The organism is Pseudomonas mandelii, from assembly GCF_900106065.1.
GTDB classification, from domain to species: Bacteria; Pseudomonadota; Gammaproteobacteria; order Pseudomonadales; family Pseudomonadaceae; genus Aquipseudomonas; species Aquipseudomonas mandelii.
Window position 1 is genome coordinate 6,927,578 of sequence record NZ_LT629796.1, and the last position, 19,621, is coordinate 6,947,198.

Below are 19,621 nucleotides of genomic sequence, written 5' to 3' on the forward strand. Positions count from 1 at the left end.
GTTAAAAAACACCGTCGAACAAGAACGGTGGGCTTTTTGACCAGACCTGTGAGGAACACCGTATGCCCTGGAAGAACTCCGAATCACGCTACAGCACTGTATCGATCACGCTGCATTGGTTGATGCTGGTCCTGTTGGCGCTGGTTTACGCCTGTATCGAATTTCGCGGGATCTTTCCCAAAGGCAGCGGTGGCCGGACGCTGATCACAGAATCGCACTTCATGCTCGGCTTGACGGTGTTCGTATTGGTTTGGCTGCGGTTGTTCGCGCGCAGCCTGGGCCCGGCACCACAGATCTTCCCGGCCTCGCCCCGCTGGCAGACCGTGCTGGCCAGACTGATGCACTGGGCGCTGTACATTTTCATGATCGCGATGCCGATACTCGGTTGGCTGGTGACCAGCGCCAAGGGGCATCAGGTGATGTTTTATGGCGTTGACCTACCGCTGCTGATCCCGGAGGACAAGACGCTGGCCAAGCAAATCGAGGAATGGCATGAACTCGGCGGCACCATCGGCTATTGGCTGATCGGCCTGCACGCGGCGGCGGGGATTTATCACCACTATGTGGTGCGCGATAACACGCTGCTGCGGATGATGCCCAAGCGCGGGTGAAAAACACTGATCCCTATGGCGAGGGGCTTCAGGTTTTCGAGCTGCCCCCCCGACAGCCCTGCAATCCGCCCGTGTGGACGAAGATCAGCCGTGTGCCCTTTTCAAATGTTCCAGCCTCGACTTGCTGCTTGAGCATCAGCAGCGCCTTGCCGGTGTACAGCGGTTCGAGGGGAACTCCCGAAGCCTGTTCCGCCTGGTCGATGAAACTGAGCAGCAGCGGATCGACTTTGGCAAAGCCACCACGGCTGGCATCGAACAGTTCGTAAGCCACGTCATGACTACCCGCCTCTCGGACAATCGATTCAACCTGCTGTGCCACACCATGATCGTCGGGCACCGCGAGCGCGCCATACACCGGGTGTTCGCCCGCCTCCGCCAGCGTCAGGCCGGCCAGGGTCGTGCCGGTTCCGCAAGCCAGCCACCAACCGTCGTAATCGCTCCAGCCCAGGTCGCCGAGTTGATCGAGGACCATCGCCTTCAACTGCCTGCAACCCCGCGCCCCCCGAAGACCGCCGCCGCCTTCAGGCACCGGATACAGGTCGGGATATTGCACCTGCCAGGGCAGCCAGAAACCCGCTTCATGCCGCGCTCGATAACCGCCATAACCCAACCAGTGCAACTGCATGCCGAACGCTTGCAAGTCCTTCACCGTCGGTGTTTCCAGCGGGTGACCGCGCAGCAGGCCGACCGTTTTGAAATCGAAACGTTTGCCGGCAGCTGCCAGTGCATGCAGATGATTGGAGTGGGCACCGCCGAGGCTGATGATGCCTTGGGCGCCGATCCGGTCAGCGGCGTTGAGGTGTTCGATGAGTTTGAACCACTTGTTGCCGCTGATCAGTGGGTCGATCCGGTCGAGACGCAGGATGGCGACTTCGATGCTGGCCGTGGTGAGCCAGTCGAGGTCAAGGGGCTGGAGCGGGGCTTGGGGTAGCCAGTCGTTGGGAGGGAGAAGCATCAATGCCGGCTCTGGGTGAAGAGTCGGCATCTTAGCAGCCAATGTGTGGCGAGGGAGCTTGCTCCCGCTCGGCTGCGCAGCGGCCGCAAAACTGGCGACAGTGATTAACCTGACACACCACGATCGCTGATAGAGGGAGTCCTTCGGACTCCAACGGGAGCAACCTCCCTCGCCACAGGGATTGAGTTGCTTACAACTCAGCAGCCAACCGCGAACCCTGATTGATCGCGCGCTTGGCATCCAACTCCGCCGCCACGTCCGCGCCACCAATCAAATGCACGTTCTGCCCGGCAGCCACCAGCCCCTCCTGCAATTCACGCAGCGGATCCTGCCCGGCGCAGATCACGATGTTGTCCACCGGCAGCACCTGCGGCTCACCGGTTTCGCCGATGCGGATGTGCAGGCCTTCATCATCAATCTTCAAGTATTCGACGCTGTTGAGCATCTGCACCTGCTTGTTCTTCAGACCGGTGCGATGAATCCAGCCCGTGGTTTTGCCCAGGCCGTCGCCGACTTTGGATTTCTTGCGTTGCAGCAGGAACACCTCGCGAGCCGGCGCATGGGGTTCAGCCTTGATGCCGGCAACACCGCCGCGCGCTTCAAGATGCGTGTCGATGCCCCACTCCTTCCAGAACGCATCGCGGTCCAGACTGGTGGAAACGCCTTGGTGAACCAGGAATTCCGACACGTCGAAACCGATACCGCCTGCGCCAATTACCGCGACACGCTTGCCCACCGGTTTACGCTCGAGAATCACGTCCAGGTAGCTCAGCACCTTGGCGTTTTCAACGCCGGGAATCGCCGGGGTTCTTGGGGCGATGCCGGTGGCCAGGATGATTTCGTCGTAACCGCCCTCAACCAGTTTCGCCACGTCGACACGGGTGTTCAGGCACACCTCGACGTTGGTAGTTTGCAGTTTGCGGTTGAAATAGCGCAGGGTTTCGACGAACTCTTCCTTGCCCGGCACACGCTTGGCAATGTTGAACTGACCGCCAATCTCGCTGGCCGAATCAAACAGCGTCACCGAGTGCCCACGCTCGGCCGCCACAGTGGCCGCGGACAGGCCCGCAGGACCGGCACCCACCACGGCGATTTTCTTGATCTGCTGCACCGGCAGGTAGTTAAGCTCGGTTTCATGGCAAGCACGGGGGTTCACCAGGCAGCTGGTCAACTTGCCGCCGAAGGTGTGATCCAGGCATGCCTGGTTGCAACCGATGCAGGTATTGATTTCGTCGCCACGGCCAGCGGCCGCCTTGTTGACGAAGTCCGGGTCGGCGAGGAACGGCCGCGCCATGGACACCATGTCGGCATCGCCTTCGGCCAGAATCTGCTCGGCCACTTCTGGCGTATTGATGCGGTTGGTGGTGATCAACGGAATGCTCACCGAACCACGCAGCTTGGCCGTGACTTTGCTGAACGCCGCACGCGGCACTTTGGTGGCGATGGTCGGAATCCGCGCTTCGTGCCAGCCGATGCCGGTGTTGATGATGGTCGCGCCGGCCTGCTCGATGGCTTTGGCCAGGGTCACGATCTCTTCCCAGCTGCTGCCGCCTTCCACCAGGTCGAGCATCGACAGGCGGAAGATGATGATGAAGTTCGGGCCGACCGCTTCGCGTACACGGCGGACGATTTCCACCGGCAGGCGCATACGGTTTTCGTAGCTGCCCCCCCAACGGTCGGTGCGGTGGTTGGTGTGGGCGGCGAGGAACTGGTTAATGAAATAACCTTCCGAACCCATGATCTCGACGCCGTCGTACTCGGCTTTTTGCGCCAGGGTCGAGCACGTGACGAAATCGCTGATCTGCTTCTCGATACCTTCCTCGTCCAGCTCTTTAGGCTTGAACGGGTTGATCGGCGCCTGAATGGCACTCGGCGCGACCTGTTTCGGGCTGTAGGCATAACGACCGGCGTGGAGGATCTGCATGCAGATCTTGCCGCCCGCCTCGTGCACTGCACGGGTCACGATCTGGTGCTTGAGCGCTTCTTCCTCGGTGGTCAGTTTGGCCGCGCCGGAATACACCCCGCCCTCATCGTTCGGACCAATGCCGCCGGTGACCATCAGGCCGACACCGCCGCGAGCACGCTCGGCGAAGTACGCCGCCATGCGTTCGAAACCACCAGGCTTTTCCTCAAGACCGGTGTGCATCGAACCCATCAGGGTGCGGTTGCGCAGCGTGGTGAAACCCAGGTCCAGCGGGGCCAACAGGTGCGGGTAATGAGCGGCGGCCATTTGTAACTCCACATCGAGCGATCACGGAAAAAATGCAGGAGCTCTTCGGCCCCCGTCAGTCATGTTGGACAGACTAAGAGTCGCGCCCCCGTCACTCAATGACCGAAACTGACAACTTATTGATCCAAATGTGCAGCGCCCCTTGGCAAGCGTCGGCATGGGCCCTACCCTAGTCGCGAACCCTGCACACGGCTGTCGACTGTTTTCCATGCGCAAACTTCTGTACCTGACTTTCTCCATGGCATTGATTGCCGCCCTCACGACCTACGCCATGTGGGCCGCGGACCGTCCGGTGGGTCATTACCTGTCGGACCTGCGCATCCAACTCGCGGTCGATCAAGGCACACCCGCCGATCGCGGCAATCTGCTGGGTATCCAGCCCGAGCTGTTTCCCACCGACTATCAAAGCCCCGAACGCCTGCACCGCAAGCTCGCCGCCTATTTGCAGCAGGCCCAGGACCAAGGCTTGCTCAATGAAAAGACCATCGTCGTGCTGCCTGAACATATCGGCACCTGGCTGATGGTCAGCGGCGAGAAAGATGAGCTGTACCAGGCGACCACACTTGAGGAAGCCATGAACTGGCTGGCGGTGAGCAATCCTGTGCAGTTCGTCCGTGCGTTGATCAGCGCCAAGGGCGACAGTCGTCTCGATGACGCTCACTTGCGAATGAAGGCCAAAAGCATGGCCAAGGATTATCAGGCACTGTTCGGGGGGCTGGCGAAGGCGTTCAACGTGACCCTGGTGGCCGGCACTATCGTGCTGCCCGAACCGAGCATCATCGACGGAACACTGAAAGTCGGCCGCGGTGCGTTGTACAACAGCAGCGTGGTGTTCGGTCGCGACGGTGTGCCGATCGGCCAGCCGCAACGCCAGATGCATCCGGTCTTTGCTGACCATGACGTCATCCAGGCCAATGGCGAGCATACGCTCAACGTTGTCGACACACCGGCTGGACGCTTGGGCGTACTGATCGGCAGCGACAGCTGGTACCCGGATAACTACCGCAAACTCGACGCTCAGGGCGCCCATTTGGTGGCTGTTCCGGCGTATGTCGTTGGCCGCGACACCTGGGACAAACCGTGGCGGGGTTACAAGGGGCTGTCGACGCCCAGCTCGGTCAGCCTCAAGGCCGGTGAACTCAGTGAAGGCCAGGCCTGGCATCGTCTGACATTGACCGGCCAGCCGCCCAGCAGCCGGGCCATTGCCGGCATGAGCGTGTTCCTGCGCGGTCAATTCTGGGACAAGGGCAGCGCGGGTCAAAGTTTTCTCAGCAACAACGGGCAGCAGTTCGCCGACGGCAACGCCCGTGGCGCGCGTTTGCTGAACCTCTGGTTGTAACCCATGAAACCGCTGCCGATGCGCCTTGGGGATCTGTCGGTGGGCTTTGTTCACAGCCTGGCCGACGCCGTGCGCAGTCACGGTGTGGACCCGCAACCGTTGCTTGAGCAATACGGCCTCGATGCCGCGCGCCTGGCCGAAGCGGGGGCCCGGCTGTCGATCCCGCGCTACATGCGCCTGGGCCACGGAGCCATTCAACTGACCGATAACCCGGCGCTGGGTTTGCGCATGGGCCAGCTCAGTCGTCTGAGTCAGGCCGGCCTGGCCGGAGTCACCGCCGCCCAGGCGCCGACGGTTCGCGAAGCGGCGCGCTGCCTGATTCGTTTTGAAGCCCTGTATGGCTCCAACTACCGTGGTCAATCGAGCTTTCATGAAGACGCTCAGGGCGCGTGGCTGCGGTTCTATTCCATCAGTCCCTACAACGCCTACAACCGCTTCGTGGTGGATTCGATCATCGCCGGGTGGTTGCAGCAATTGTCCAGCGTGAGCCCTGCCCCGCTTCGCGCCGAACGGATCGAGATTGAGTTTGCCGAACCGGATTATCGTGAAGCATATGCCGCGCTGGGCGATTGTCCGATTCAGTTCGGCGCCGAACAGAATCAACTGCGCCTGAGCCTGGCCAGCCTCGCCCAGCGCAACCCGGAGCACTGCCCGAGTACCTGGCGACACTTGCTGCAACTCTGTGAGCGGGAACTGGAGCAACTGACACGCACCCGCAGCCTGCGTGAACGCATCACTCAGTTGCTGGGGCCATTGCTCAATGGTGGCCGGGAACCCGACCTGGAAGAAGTGGCGGCACGTCTGAAGCTGCCGACCTGGACCTTGCGTCGCAAACTCGCCGAGGAAGGCACGCAATTTCGCGCCATTCTCAATGACACGCGCCGCGACCTGGCCATGACCTACATTCGCGACACGGAACTGGCGTTCGGTGAAATCGCCTACCTGCTGGGTTTTGCCTCAGCCGAAGCTTTCCAACGCGCCTTCAAACGCTGGAACGGCCAGACACCCGGCGAGTTTCGCCGCAGCCATCGCCAATCCGCGTGATGCTCAAAGCTCTGTAGCGTCTTCCGCTGGCTCCAATGGGTCCAGTTCAAATGCCTGATACTCGAGCAGCTCTTCTTGATAATCGTCCATTGTGAAATCCCCCTACCGCTCGTTTAAAAATGCCTGAATAAATGACCAACGCCCCGAGCATAAAGTGCCCGCGTGAAAGAAAAATGACGCGGGCGCACCGCTCAGCGGCTACTTATAAAACGTAGCAGGCGGTCAGGAATTTATCACAGGATTTTTTCGATAAAGGCTGTAGGACTGCAGCCTGGTTGACGCGAATCAAACTAACAGCCATTTCGGGAACGGTGCCATCTGACACGATCCCGAAATGTACATCGATTACTGGCTGGCAGCCGGCATGGCCGAAATAGGCTCGCTCGGTGGCGGCAGGCTGGATTGCGGCGGTGGCGTAACGGTTTCCGGGGACGGAACCGGCTCCGGGTTTTCAACCGGGGTGATCGGCGCTGTTTCAGGCGGTGGTGCGACGGGTTCCGAGGCCGCGGGGGCTGGAGCAGGTTCAACCGCAGGCACTGGCGCAGGCTCCGCAGCAGGGGCCGGCGTTGGGGCCAAAGGCGCCGGAGCAGCCTTGGCTTCCGGCATGCCCAGGTCGGTCTTGGGTTTCTCGGGGATGTGTGCAGCCTTTTTCGCTTCCGGCGGCAGGAACAACTCCACCAGCGCAAAGAAACGCTCGTAGAACTTGGCCGACGAGACGGTTTCGCTGGCAACCTTGACCATCGAATCGTCGGAGGAACCGATCGGCATCGACACCGAACCCAACACACCCACGCCCACACTGGCCGAGTTATTGGTTTTCTTCAGCGCATAACGGTCCTGCAGGGCGTTGGCGAACATGGTCGCATGATGGCCCTCACTGCCATCATCGGCACACACCACACTGAAGCTGATCTCCATGTGGGTCTCGCCGGTCTGCTGGAAGCTTTTGTGTCCGCTGACCAGCTTCGGGTCGGCGCTGGTGATGATATAGCCCTGGCTCAGCAACGCCCGACGGGCGGCTTCGCAGGTCTGCGCATCCGTCACCGGGTAATTGCGCGAAAACGTCCCGGAGTCATCGAAGTTCTCATGCTCGTAGATGGGGGCTTTCTTCGACGAGCAGCCGGCAGCGGCGGCCAGCAACAACGCCAGCCCGGCAACACGCATGGGAATTGATTTAAACATTGAACATCCTGAGGGAAACGGTCCGGGGCGTATTGTGCAACAGATCGATGCTTAGCGGAGCATCGATTAGTGTCTTAAAACATTTACAAGGCTACTGACTGTCAGCTATGGGAAAAAGTCCCGTCTGATTGACCGAAGGGCCCCTCGGAAGTCGCGGCCTGGATCGCACACATAAAATGTATGGTCAGCCCATCTCCTGCAACCTCATGGGCTGTTTTCGGTAAAGCTGGCTTGCGCTAATGTATTCGGGCTCGTCGTGAGTGTTGCGTCAACAACGCTCGGCCCTTGATGAGTAGCCGCTCCCGACTGTCCTGAAAAAACCCTCAGCCTCTAAAGCTGATTTTATTGCCAGGTTCTCAGTCGGGCCGTTTGCCGTTTACTGTCATCAGTCAGTGACGTCGCAAAAGCCGGTGGTAAAGCTGTACGTTCAAACGTTCGGATGTGGGTCGTACTGGCCGCCTTTGGCCAGTACCGCCCACACGATTCGCGCCAGTTTGTTCGCCAGCGCGCACGCGACGACATTGGAGTGTCGACGCGTCAGCAGCTCCCGAACCCAAGGCCCAATGGCGTCTTCCCGCTTATCGATATGCTGCATGATGGATCGCGCGCCCTGCACCAGCAGTTGGCGGATGTGCTTGTCGCCGCGCTTGCTGATCCCCAGAAGCACTGTCTTTCCGCCCGTCGAATATTGCCTCGGCACCAGCCCTAGCGAAGCGGCAAAATCGCGTCCACTTCGATAGTTCGACGCATCGCCTACATCGGCCAATACCGCACTGGCGGTGATGGGGCCGATGCCAGGAATACTCTGCAAACGACTTCCGGCATCGTCTTCTTTCAACTGTTGCTTTAGATCGGACTCGATGTCCTTGATTTCATCATTCAGCAGTTGAATTTGATGATGGAGGCGCATCACCACGCCCTTCAGACGCAATGGAACCGGGTGCTGTGCATCGTCCAGCAGCGCCGGCACGCGGTGCAATGCAGTTGCGCCAATGGGCAGGCTGATGCCGAATTCCAGTAAAAAGCCATGAATCTGGTTGGTCGCGACGGTGCGATGGCCAATCAAGGAATCTCGGACACGATGCAGGGCTGAAAGCGTTTGCTGCTCTGCGGTTTTGATCGAGCAGAAGCGCATCGCGGGGCGGCTCGCCGCCTCGCAAATCGCTTCGGCATCAATGAAGTCGTTTTTGTTGCCTTTGACGAACGGTTTGACGTACTGCGGGGCGATCAGCTTCACCTCGTGGCCCAATGCACCGATCTGTCGAGCCAGCCAGTGGGCGCCGCCGCACGACTCCATCACCACCGTGCAGGCCGGTAACTGGGCCAATGTGCTGAGCAATTGGCCGCGGTTGGTTTTCTTGCGCAATACCTGATGACCTTTGGCGTCCTGGCCATGCAGGTGGAAACTGTGTTTGCCAATGTCGATACCGAGAAGCGTCATCGTGTTCATGAGAGATCCTCCGCCGAAAACGAGAAAAGCCCTGCAAGCGTAAACCTGCAGGGCTTCTCGGTCAGGCTGACCATCTCATTAAACCCCGGCCTTTCGGCCGGGGTCTTTGTGGAACGGGCAACTCAGTCAAGCATCAGAAACGCTTGATCTCGGCCTGGCTTTCCAGCTGTTTGCGGTAGGCCGCAAAGTCCTGCTGGCCAATGCGCGAGGCGAGGAAGCGACGGTATTGGGCCTTCTCTTCTTCGGTCGGCGCGGCGGCTTCGTTCACGCCGTTCAGGCGCACGATCACGAGACTACCATCCGTCAGGGTCACGCTGCTGTAGGTCGGCTTGTCCTTGGCGACAGGTTTTGGCATGCGGAACAGCGCCTGCAGCACGGTTGGGTCAATCCCTTCCTGAGCGCGAGTTGCCGCTTCAGTCACTTTCCAGTTCTGACCGTCAATCGCCTTGTCCAGCGGAGTCTTGCCATCGCGCAGGCTGGCGATCAACTCATCAGCCTTGGTCTTGGCGGCAGCACTGGCGTGCTCCTTGGCCAACTGCGCACGAATGCTGGCATTGACGCTTTCCAGCGGCAGTTGCGCAGGCTTCAAGTGTTCCTTGGCGCGCAGCACGATCACGGTTTCCGGGTCCAGCTCGATGGCGGTGCTGTTGGCACCTTCATCCAGCACTTCAGGACTGAACGCCGCGGTGATCACGGCACGGTTAGCCGCCACACCTTCGCCACCCTCGCGGCCAAACGGCTTGGAGGTGTGGACAGTCAGCTTCAGGTCTTGCGCCGGCTGGGCCAGATCGGAGGACTCGAACGAAGAGTCTTCCAGTTGCTTGGTCGCCTCGACAAAACGCTGCTCGACCTGTTGGGTTTTCAGCTCACGGGTCAGCTTGTCTTTCAGGCTGGCCAGCGTCGGCACTTCCGGTGCTTCAACGCCCAACAGCTTGATCAGGTGGAAGCCGAAGTCAGTGCGAATCGGTGCCGACACTTGATCCTTGGCCAACGCATACAGCGCGGTTTCAAATGCAGGGTCGTATACGCCAGGGCCTGCGTAGCCCAGGTCACCGCCGTTGTTCGCCGAACCCGGGTCCTGGGAGAATTCCTTGGCCAGCGCCTCGAATTTCTCGCCTTTGGCCAGACGCGCCTGAATGTCTTCGATCTTGGCCTTGGCTTGCGCCTCGGTCACTTTATCGTTCACTTCGATCAGAATGTGCGCAGCCCGGCGTTGCTCGGACAGGTTCGCGATTTCTTTCTGATACGCCGCTTGCAGGTCTTCGTCCTTGACGCTGACCTGATCGAAGAAGGAAGACTTCTTCAATTCCAGGTAATCGATGACAACCTGATCCGGCGTCATGAATTCCTTGGCATGTTCGTCGTAGTAGGCCTTGACCTCATCGTCGGTCAGCTTCACCGCTGCCGGGTCAACCTTGACGTTCAGGGAAGCGAAATCGCGGGTCTGTTTTTCCAGACGGGCGAAGGCCAGAACCTGTGCGTCGGTGACGAAACCGCTACCCGCCAGGCCAGCGCGCAGCTGACCGATCAGCATTTCCTGAGCCAGCATCTGGCGGAATTGCATGCGGCTGTAGCCCAGTTGACGAATCACCTGATCGAAGCGCTCAGCACTGAACTTGCCATCCACCTGGAACTCAGGTGTTTGCAGGATCACTTGGTCCAAGGCCGCTTCGGAGAAAGCGAATTTCGATTCTTCTGCGCCTTGCAGCAGCAGTTTGCGGTCGATCAAGCCTTTGAGAGCCGATTCGCGCAGCATTTTTTCGTCGAGCAAGGAAGCGTCGAAATCCTTGCCCAGCTGTTGCATCAGCTGACGGCGTTGCATATCGACCGCCTGGCTCAGCTCGTTCTGGCTGATTTCTTCGCCGTTAACCTTGGCCGCATCATTACGACTGGTGGTGGCCTGAAAAATGGCGTCGAAACCGGTCAAAGCCATCAGTGCAACGATGACCCCGATAATGGTCTTGGCAATCCAGCCTTGTGAATTGTCCCTGATATTCTGCAGCATGCGTCCCCCAGAAACGGTTGAACTTCAAAATTAGGCAACCGTGGAGCGTGGGTAGAATCCGGATAGAAGAAAGGCGCATCCGAGGATGCGCCTTCTCGTAACTGGCGGAGCGGACCAAGGGTTCGAACTTGCGACCCTCGGCGTCTCGGACCGGCAACTTGCCGACTGGACTACCGCTCCGCTGCCAGGTCAGGCATGACCCCGACCCGGATAGGCAAAAACCTGAAACGAACTTAGTTGACAGCTTCTTTCAGTGCTTTACCGGCTTTGAAACCTGGTTTTTTGGCTGCTGCGATTTCCAGCGTCTTACCGGTCTGTGGGTTACGACCAATGCGAGCTGGACGATCGGTAACGGAGAAGGTACCGAAACCAACCAGAACAACAGAGTCGCCAGCCTTGAGAGCGCCAGTGACGGATTCGATTACAGCGTCCAGCGCACGGCCAGCAGCAGCTTTCGGGATATCAGCGGATGCAGCGATAGCATCAATCAGTTCCGACTTGTTCACTCTAAGTCCCCTTATATCTATTTGAGTATGATTCTAAGTTTTTTGGTGAAAGCAAAAACGAGTGCTGAATGGCCTACAGACACTTAAGAGCCGCTTTATAACAAGGGCTCTAAAAAGCTGTCAACAAGCCACTCAGGCAAATGCGTACTAATGCGTGCTAATTCTTTCCTTAGAGTCAGACTCGCGTTTTTCATCCTTTGCAACTATCTCTGGAACCACATCTGGCAGCGGCTCCGGCGCGTATTGCAGCGCAATTTGCAGGACCTCGTCAATCCATTTAACCGGTTTAATCTGCAGATCTTGCTTGATATTGTCAGGAATTTCCTTCAGATCGCGCACGTTCTCTTCAGGAATGATCACGGTCTTGATCCCGCCACGGTGAGCAGCCAGCAGTTTTTCCTTCAATCCGCCAATCGCCAACACCTGGCCACGCAAGGTGATTTCGCCTGTCATGGCAACATCCGCACGTACTGGAATCCCGGTCAATGCCGACACCAGGGCCGTGCACATGCCTACGCCGGCGCTAGGGCCGTCTTTCGGGGTCGCCCCTTCCGGCATGTGGATGTGCGTGTCGCGCTTCTCGTGGAAGTCCAGGGGAATCCCCAGGCTCTTCGCACGGCTGCGCACAACGGTCAGCGCGGCCGTGATCGATTCGACCATCACATCACCCAGCGAACCGGTCTTGATCAGCTGGCCTTTACCCGGCACGACAGCAGCTTCGATGGTCAGCAATTCACCACCCACCTGAGTCCATGCCAGACCGGTGACCTGACCGATCTGATCCTGCGATTCAGCCAGACCGTAGCGGAATTTGCGCACACCCAGGAAGTGTTCCAGCATCTCTGCAGTGACCTTCACCGAGAAGCGTTTTTCCAGCGCGTGCTCTTTGACCGCCTTGCGGCAAACCTTCGCAATCTGGCGTTCCAGCCCACGCACACCGGCTTCGCGGGTGTAATAGCGGATGATGTCGCGGATCGCTTCGGCGTCGAATTCCAGCTCGCCTTTCTTCAAGCCGTTGGCAGTAATCTGCTTGGGCGAGAGGTATTTGACGGCGATGTTGATCTTTTCGTCTTCGGTGTAGCCAGGCAGACGAATCACTTCCATCCGGTCGAGCAGCGCCGGTGGAATATTCATGGAGTTCGAGGTGCACAGGAACATCACATCGGACAAGTCGTAGTCGACTTCCAGATAGTGATCGTTGAAGTTGTGGTTCTGCTCCGGATCGAGCACTTCCAGCAACGCCGACGCCGGATCGCCACGCATGTCGCTGCCCATTTTGTCGATTTCATCGAGCAGGAACAGCGGGTTGCGGACGCCCACCTTCGTCATCTTTTGAATCAATCTTCCTGGCATCGAACCGATGTAAGTCCGGCGATGACCACGAATTTCCGCTTCGTCACGCACGCCACCGAGGGCCATACGGACAAATTTGCGGTTGGTGGCGTGAGCGATCGACTCTGCCAGAGAGGTTTTACCCACCCCTGGAGGACCGACCAGGCACAACACCGGACCACGAATTTTCTTCACGCGCTTTTGCACGGCGAGGTATTCGAGGATCCGCTCTTTGACTTCTTCCAGACCGTAGTGGTCTGCATCAAGAATGTCTTCTGCGCGCGCAAGGTCCAGGCGCACTTTGCTCTGGGCCTTCCACGGCACCTGAACCAGCCAGTCGATGTACGAACGCACCACGGTCGCTTCCGCGGACATTGGCGACATTTGTTTCAACTTGTTCAGTTCACCCTGGGCCTTGGCCAAGGCATCTTTCGGCAGGCCCGCGGCATCGATGCGCTTTTTCAGCTCTTCGATTTCGTTGTGGCCTTCGTCGCTGTCACCGAGCTCTTTCTGAATGGCCTTCATCTGCTCATTCAGGTAGTACTCGCGCTGGCTGCGCTCCATTTGTTTCTTGACGCGACCGCGAATGCGTTTTTCGACTTGCAGCAGGTCGATCTCGGCATCCAGCAACGCCAGAACGTGCTCGACCCGGGCCGACAAATCGATGATTTCGAGGATTTCCTGCTTCTGCTCGATCTTCAGGGCCATGTGAGCGGCCATGGTGTCGACCAGGCGACCTGGCTCGTCGATGCTGTTGAGCGACGAGAGGACTTCAGCCGGGACTTTCTTGCCCAGCTGCACATATTGTTCGAACTGAGCCAAAAGGCTGCGGACGAACACTTCCGACTCGCGTTCAGGCGCGTCGACTTCGTCGATCAGCGAGACTTCGGCACGGCAGTGGCCGTCCACTTCGCTGAAGCGCTCCACGGCGCCCCGCTGCTCGCCTTCGACCAGAACCTTGACCGTGCCGTCAGGCAGCTTGAGCAGCTGCAGAACGGTCGCAATGGTGCCTACGCGATAAAGTGCATCTTCACCGGGATCGTCGTCAGCAGGGTTTCTCTGAGCCAGCAGAAGAATCTGCTTGTCGCCCGTCATCGCAGCCTCGAGGGCTTCGATGGATTTCTCGCGCCCCACGAACAGCGGGATAACCATGTGCGGATAAACCACAACATCACGCAATGGCAGGAGAGGCAATTCGATGGTTGTCTTCATGATTTCGCCTCTACGGCGGCCATATGGCCGTAAACAGATGGAAGTAAGCTTGAAACCAAGATGGGGGCTGCTTTGAAAAAAAACAAGCGCAAAGAGGGTGTTAAAAACGCTTTAAAAGAAAAGGGGCCCGAAGGCCCCTTCTTTGCTCCAGCTGCCGGACGCTTAAGCGTCTGGCGCAGCCTTGGCAGCCGGCTCACTGTTTTCGTAGATATACAGTGGCTTGGACTTGCCTTCTATAACGCTTTCGTCGATCACCACTTTACTCACCTCGGACTGCGAGGGGATTTCATACATAGCGTCGAGCAATACACCTTCGAGAATCGAACGCAGTCCACGGGCACCGGTCTTGCGTTCCAGGGCACGTTTGGCGACCGATTTCAGCGCGTCGGCCCGGAATTCCAGGTCTACACCTTCCATCTCGAACAGCTTGGCATACTGCTTGGTCAAAGCATTTTTCGGCTCGGTGAGAATCTGCATTAACGCAGCCTCATCAAGCTCGTCCAGCGTGGCAAGGACCGGCAGACGACCGACGAACTCCGGGATCAGACCGAACTTGACCAGATCGTCAGGCTCCACTTCACGCAGGGATTCACCCACCTTCTTGCCTTCTTCCTTGCTGCGAACTTCCGCGTTGAAACCGATGCCGCCCTTGGTGGAACGGTTTTGAATAACCTTTTCCAGACCGGAGAACGCACCACCGCAGATGAACAGGATGTTACGGGTGTCGACCTGAAGGAATTCCTGCTGCGGATGCTTGCGACCACCTTGCGGCGGAACGGAAGCGACCGTGCCTTCGATCAACTTGAGCAGGGCCTGCTGCACGCCTTCACCGGAAACGTCCCGGGTGATCGACGGGTTGTCAGACTTGCGCGAGATCTTGTCGATTTCGTCGATGTAGACAATGCCCATCTGGGCTTTTTCCACGTCGTAATCGCACTTCTGCAACAGCTTCTGAATGATGTTCTCGACATCTTCACCCACGTAACCCGCCTCGGTGAGGGTGGTTGCATCGGCGATGGTGAACGGAACGTTCAGCAAGCGGGCCAGTGTTTCGGCAAGCAGGGTTTTACCCGAGCCTGTCGGGCCGATCAGCAAGATGTTGCTTTTGCCAAGTTCGACGTCGTCATTCTTTTTGTCGCGCTGGTTCAGACGCTTGTAGTGGTTGTACACCGCTACGGCCAGAACCTTTTTCGCACGCTCCTGACCAATCACGTACTGATCAAGGATGCCGCTGATTTCTTTAGGCGAAGGCAATTTATGCGCGCTGCTTTCGGCCTGGGCTTCCTGCACCTCCTCTCGGATGATGTCATTGCACAGGTCGACGCACTCGTCGCAGATAAAGACCGAGGGGCCGGCAATCAATTTGCGTACTTCATGCTGGCTTTTGCCACAGAAGGAGCAATAGAGCAGCTTGCCGTTGTCCTCGCCGTTGCGGGTGTCAGTCATTCGTTCGATCCAAATCCGATAGGCTTGCAACACAAGATGAAGGCTATTGCGGGCTTTTTCAAGCCCGCCGGTGATCGGACCAGCCGACCCACCCTATTTTGAGCTGCTTAATTTAAGCGGGGCGCTGGTTGATCACTTCATCGATCAACCCGTACTCACGCGCGGCTTCTGCACTCATGAAGTTATCGCGGTTGGTATCGCGCTCGATTTCTTCAAGTGTGTGGCCGCTGTGCTTGGCCATCAGCGTGTTGAGACGCTCACGAATGAAGAGAATTTCCTTGGCATGGATTTCGATATCCGAAGCCTGGCCTTGGAAACCGCCCAGTGGCTGGTGAATCATCACGCGCGAATTCGGCAGGCAATAACGCTTGCCGGCGGCACCGGCCGTCAAAAGGAAGGCGCCCATGCTGCAGGCCTGACCAATACAGGTGGTCGATACATTGGGTTTGATGAACTGCATGGTGTCATAGATCGACATGCCCGCTGTCACCGAACCGCCCGGGGAGTTGATATAGAGATGGATGTCCTTGTCCGGGTTTTCCGCTTCAAGGAACAGCAATTGCGCACAAATCAGGTTGGCCATGTAGTCCTCTACCGGGCCAACCAGAAAAATCACTCGTTCCTTGAGAAGGCGCGAGTAGATGTCATAGGCGCGCTCGCCACGAGCAGACTGCTCGACAACCATCGGGACCAGGCCGCCAGCGGCCTGGATATCAGAGTTCTGCTGAATATACGAATTACGGAACATGCTCTGCAGTCACTCCCAAATAGTTATGTCTTGAATACGCATAAGCCAGCACGAAGGCTGGCTTATGGTGTGTGCTTCTTACCGCAAAAACGATCAGTCGGCTTGTGGAGCTTCTACCGGCTTGACTGCTTCTTCGTAAGAGACCGATTTGTCGGTCACGCTAGCTTTCTGCAGAACAGTATCCACAACTTGTTCTTCCAGCACAACCGAACGAACTTCGTTCAGTTGCTGGTCGTTCTTGTAGTACCAGGACACAACCTGCTCAGGCTCTTGGTAGGCCGAAGCCATTTCCTGAATCATTTCACGAACGCGAGCTTCGTCAGGCTTGAGGTCGAATTGCTTGACCACTTCAGCCACGATCAGACCCAGAACAACACGGCGCTTGGCTTGTTCTTCGAACAGCTCGGCCGGCAGTTGGTCAGGCTTGATGTTGCCGCCGAACTGCTGAACAGCCTGCACGCGCAGACGGTCAACTTCGTTGGACAGCAGCGCCTTAGGCACTTCGATCGGGTTGGTGGCCAGCAGACCGTCCATTACCTGATTCTTGACCTTGGATTTGATCGCCTGACGCAGTTCACGCTCCATGTTCTTGCGAACTTCGGTGCGGAAGCCTTCCAGGCCCGTTTCCTTGATGCCGAATTGAGCGAAGAATTCTTCGTTCAGTTCTGGCAGTTTCGGCTCGGAAACAGTGTTCACGGTCACGGTGAACTCAGCGGTTTTGCCAGCCAGGTCGAGGTTCTGATAGTCCTCTGGGAAGGTCAGGTTCAGCACGCGCTCTTCGCCGGCTTTAGCGCCGACCAGGCCGTCTTCGAAACCAGGGATCATGCGGCCGGAACCCAGCACCAGCTGTGTACCCTTGGCAGAACCGCCAGCGAACACTTCACCGTCAACCTTGCCAACGAAATCGATGTTCAGTTGGTCTTCGTTCTGAGCGGCGCGCTCAGCCACTTCGAAACGGGTGTTCTGCTTGCGCAGCACGTCCAGCATCTTGTCCAGATCGGCGTCAGCCACGTCAGCGCTCAGGCGCTCTACGGTGATGCCGTCGAAGCCAGCAACGGTGAACTCAGGGAACACTTCGAAAACTGCAACGTATTCCAGATCTTTGCCAGCTTCCATCGATTTAGGCTCGATCGAAGGAGCGCCAGCCGGGTTCAGCTTTTGCTCGACAACAGCTTCGTAGAACGAAGACTGGATCACGTCGCCTACAGCTTCCTGACGCGCATCAGCGCCGAAACGGCGCTTGATTTCGCTCATTGGCACTTTGCCTGGACGGAAGCCAGCAATCTTGGCCTTTTGGGCAGTCTGCTGCAGACGCTTGTTGACCTGAGTCTCGATGCGCTCAGCCGGCACGGTGATGCTCATGCGGCGCTCAAGAGCAGAAGTATTTTCAACAGAAACTTGCATGGATATTCCTCGTTGCACAGACGTTAGCCGGCCGTTTCCGACCCCAGAATCAAGGGCATGCATTCTAGTGGGTCAAACTCAAGAAGTCACCCTACTGAAAACGGGTAAAAAAGCAGCAGGCAATTTATAGGCGGGGACAAACGGTTGTGCCTCGCCCTGTTAGCAATTACAGCCAGTCACGCCAGGGCTCTGCACCAATCCTTCTATATATAGAAGAAGTTGCCAATCATCTCCCTGACAGCCGGTCTTGCGAGCAAGCCGGCGGGCGGCGCGGCATCATCGAGAAACATAAATACGACGAAACACCCCACCCCTGCGACCCAGGACATGCAGCCGCTTGACACTCGAACCGCTAAAACAAAAAAGGCGCCAGACTGTTAAATCTGGCGCCTCTCGAAATATGGGGTGGACGAAGGGGATCGAACCCTCGACAACGGGAGTCACAATCCCGTGCTCTACCAACTGAGCTACGCCCACCATATTGCCTTGCAAAGAAGCCAATCAACTCCCTTGCTGCGCCCCAACCAGGCCAACCGGCTTGAGTGAAGCTTTATTTGGTGCGGATGAAGAGACTCGAACTCTTACACCTTGCGGCGCTGGAACCTAAATCCAGTGTGTCTACCAATTCCACCACATCCGCGTTTGAAGCTGTTAAAGCAAAGGCGCCAGACTGTTAATCTGGCGCCTTTTGAAATATGGGGTGGACGAAGGGGATCGAACCCTCGACAACGGGAGTCACAATCCCGTGCTCTACCAACTGAGCTACGCCCACCATATCGCGCTACTTGTGCCAAAGCTGCCTAATGGCGCACCCGGCAGGACTCGAACCTGCGACCATCCGCTTAGAAGGCGGATGCTCTATCCAGCTGAGCTACGGGCGCCTTATTAATCTGTACTCTTGGAGGACTACAAACTAAGAGCTTTCCAGTCTCGCAGAACCGTAATTCCGCTTGACCTTCTCATCCAGTGCTAGGCTGTGCCCGACAAGTGCGACGAATAGTATAGAGCGCCCCGAAGGCCGTCAAATGCTTTTTATAAAAAATTCATTTAATTAAAGGGCTTAGAGGAATTTGCAGACCAAGCGCCTTTGCCCTCACCTCATGACATGCGAGAATGCGTTCTCTTTTTTTCCCCTCTCGATGGTTAATCACGCGCAATGACTGCACAACTAATCGACGGCAAATCGATCGCCGCCAGCCTGCGCCAGCAGATCGCCAAACGAGTCACCGAGCGTCGCGAGCAAGGCCTGCGCACCCCGGGCCTCGCGGTGATCCTGGTCGGCAGCGATCCCGCCTCTCAGGTTTATGTCTCGCACAAGCGTAAAGACTGTGAAGAGGTCGGCTTCATTTCCCAAGCCTACGACCTGCCTTCCGAAACCACTCAAGAAGCACTGACCGACCTGATCGATCGCCTGAACGACGATCCGGCAATTGACGGCGTTCTGCTTCAGCTTCCTTTACCTGAGCACCTGGATGCCTCCAAATTGCTGGAGCGCATTCGTCCGGATAAAGACGTCGACGGTTTCCATCCTTATAACGTCGGCCGCCTGGCCCAGCGCATCCCGTTGCTGCGTCCGTGCACCCCCAAAGGCATCATGACCTTGCTGGAAAGCACCGGTGTCGACCTTTACGGGATGGACGCGGTGGTTGTCGGGGCCTCCAACATTGTTGGTCGTCCGATGGCAATGGAATTGCTGCTCGCCGGTTGCACCGTGACCGTCACCCACCGCTTCACCAAGGATCTGGCCGGCCACGTCGGCCGTGCCGACCTGGTTGTCGTCGCCGCCGGCAAACCGGGTCTGGTCAAAGGTGAGTGGATCAAGGAAGGCGCGATCGTGATCGACGTCGGCATCAACCGCCAGGAAGACGGCAAACTGGTCGGTGACGTCATCTACGAAACCGCCCTGCCCCGCGCTGGCTGGATCACGCCGGTACCGGGCGGTGTCGGCCCGATGACGCGTGCCTGCCTGCTGGAAAACACGCTGTACGCGGCAGAAACACTGCACAGCTGAGTGCGCGCTTCGACATAAGCGATGAACAAAAGAACCCCGCCAATGGCGGGGTTCTTTTTGCCTGGGGTAAAAGATCGACCATCCGCCGGAAAATGACTTTTTTTTCATGTTTCCAAGGACTTTCACCTCCTCCTTGAACAACCATC

14 protein-coding genes and 4 tRNA genes are annotated in these 19,621 nt (G+C 57.8%); 4 read left to right on the plus strand and 14 right to left on the minus strand.

Annotated elements, in window-relative coordinates; translation table 11 throughout:
* The first annotated feature begins 62 nt into the window (after positions 1-62).
* A complete protein-coding gene (locus BLU63_RS32135) occupies positions 63-611 on the plus strand; it encodes a cytochrome b (RefSeq protein WP_083377193.1) in 549 nt (182 codons plus the stop codon).
* A gap of 28 nt (positions 612-639) precedes the next feature.
* Here BLU63_RS32135 and BLU63_RS32140 read toward each other — a convergent pair whose 3' ends face one another.
* Both BLU63_RS32140 and BLU63_RS32145 read right to left on the minus strand, forming a co-directional pair.
* Positions 640-1,566 (minus strand): 1-aminocyclopropane-1-carboxylate deaminase/D-cysteine desulfhydrase, encoded by a 927-nt coding sequence (locus tag BLU63_RS32140; RefSeq protein ID WP_083377194.1) that lies wholly within the window; start codon positions 1,564-1,566, stop codon positions 640-642.
* 190 nt (positions 1,567-1,756) lie between these two features.
* Complete coding sequence (locus tag BLU63_RS32145; RefSeq protein WP_077749744.1) at positions 1,757-3,796, minus strand: oxidoreductase; 2,040 nt, start codon at positions 3,794-3,796, stop codon at positions 1,757-1,759.
* A 208-nt stretch (positions 3,797-4,004) separates the two neighbouring features.
* On the opposite strand from BLU63_RS32145, the gene BLU63_RS32150 reads away from it, so the two are divergent.
* Both BLU63_RS32150 and BLU63_RS32155 read left to right on the plus strand, forming a co-directional pair.
* On the plus strand, positions 4,005-5,135 hold the full coding sequence (locus BLU63_RS32150; RefSeq protein WP_083377195.1) for a carbon-nitrogen hydrolase family protein: 1,131 nt from the start codon (positions 4,005-4,007) through the stop codon (positions 5,133-5,135).
* A 3-nt stretch (positions 5,136-5,138) separates the two neighbouring features.
* A complete protein-coding gene (locus BLU63_RS32155) occupies positions 5,139-6,179 on the plus strand; it encodes an AraC family transcriptional regulator (protein ID WP_010458719.1) in 1,041 nt (346 codons plus the stop codon).
* 345 nt (positions 6,180-6,524) lie between these two features.
* Here BLU63_RS32155 and BLU63_RS32160 read toward each other — a convergent pair whose 3' ends face one another.
* From BLU63_RS32160 to BLU63_RS32215, 12 genes are all read right to left on the minus strand, one after another.
* Positions 6,525-7,361, minus strand: a complete 837-nt coding sequence (locus BLU63_RS32160) for a DUF2242 domain-containing protein (RefSeq protein WP_010458715.1) — start codon at positions 7,359-7,361, stop codon at positions 6,525-6,527.
* Positions 7,362-7,788: 427 nt separating this feature from the next.
* The gene (locus tag BLU63_RS32165; protein ID WP_083375053.1) at positions 7,789-8,811 is read right to left on the minus strand and encodes an IS110 family RNA-guided transposase; all 1,023 of its coding nucleotides are present in this window, start codon (positions 8,809-8,811) and stop codon (positions 7,789-7,791) included.
* 133 nt (positions 8,812-8,944) lie between these two features.
* Complete coding sequence (locus tag BLU63_RS32170; protein ID WP_083377196.1) at positions 8,945-10,816, minus strand: SurA N-terminal domain-containing protein; 1,872 nt, start codon at positions 10,814-10,816, stop codon at positions 8,945-8,947.
* 233 nt (positions 10,817-11,049) lie between these two features.
* Positions 11,050-11,322: an HU family DNA-binding protein gene (locus BLU63_RS32175; RefSeq protein ID WP_002552737.1), complete on the minus strand. Its 273-nt coding sequence runs from the start codon at positions 11,320-11,322 to the stop codon at positions 11,050-11,052.
* 147 nt (positions 11,323-11,469) lie between these two features.
* Positions 11,470-13,866, minus strand: coding sequence for an endopeptidase La (lon, locus tag BLU63_RS32180; RefSeq protein ID WP_010458711.1), 2,397 nt, complete (start codon positions 13,864-13,866; stop codon positions 11,470-11,472).
* Between the two features lie 162 nt (positions 13,867-14,028).
* A complete protein-coding gene (clpX, locus tag BLU63_RS32185; protein ID WP_083377197.1) occupies positions 14,029-15,312 on the minus strand; it encodes an ATP-dependent Clp protease ATP-binding subunit ClpX in 1,284 nt (427 codons plus the stop codon).
* 112 nt (positions 15,313-15,424) lie between these two features.
* The gene (clpP, locus tag BLU63_RS32190; RefSeq protein ID WP_010458706.1) at positions 15,425-16,060 is read right to left on the minus strand and encodes an ATP-dependent Clp endopeptidase proteolytic subunit ClpP; all 636 of its coding nucleotides are present in this window, start codon (positions 16,058-16,060) and stop codon (positions 15,425-15,427) included.
* 93 nt (positions 16,061-16,153) lie between these two features.
* On the minus strand, positions 16,154-17,464 hold the full coding sequence (gene tig, locus BLU63_RS32195) for a trigger factor (protein ID WP_010458704.1): 1,311 nt from the start codon (positions 17,462-17,464) through the stop codon (positions 16,154-16,156).
* Positions 17,465-17,865: 401 nt separating this feature from the next.
* Positions 17,866-17,941 (minus strand) — tRNA-His (locus tag BLU63_RS32200).
* 78 nt (positions 17,942-18,019) lie between these two features.
* Positions 18,020-18,104: transfer RNA gene (locus BLU63_RS32205), tRNA-Leu, on the minus strand.
* A 56-nt stretch (positions 18,105-18,160) separates the two neighbouring features.
* Positions 18,161-18,236 (minus strand) — tRNA-His (locus BLU63_RS32210).
* Positions 18,237-18,268: 32 nt separating this feature from the next.
* Positions 18,269-18,345: transfer RNA gene (locus BLU63_RS32215), tRNA-Arg, on the minus strand.
* A gap of 275 nt (positions 18,346-18,620) precedes the next feature.
* On the opposite strand from BLU63_RS32215, the gene folD reads away from it, so the two are divergent.
* Positions 18,621-19,475: a bifunctional methylenetetrahydrofolate dehydrogenase/methenyltetrahydrofolate cyclohydrolase FolD gene (gene folD, locus BLU63_RS32220; RefSeq protein WP_010458702.1), complete on the plus strand. Its 855-nt coding sequence runs from the start codon at positions 18,621-18,623 to the stop codon at positions 19,473-19,475.
* Positions 19,476-19,621 lie beyond the last annotated feature (146 nt).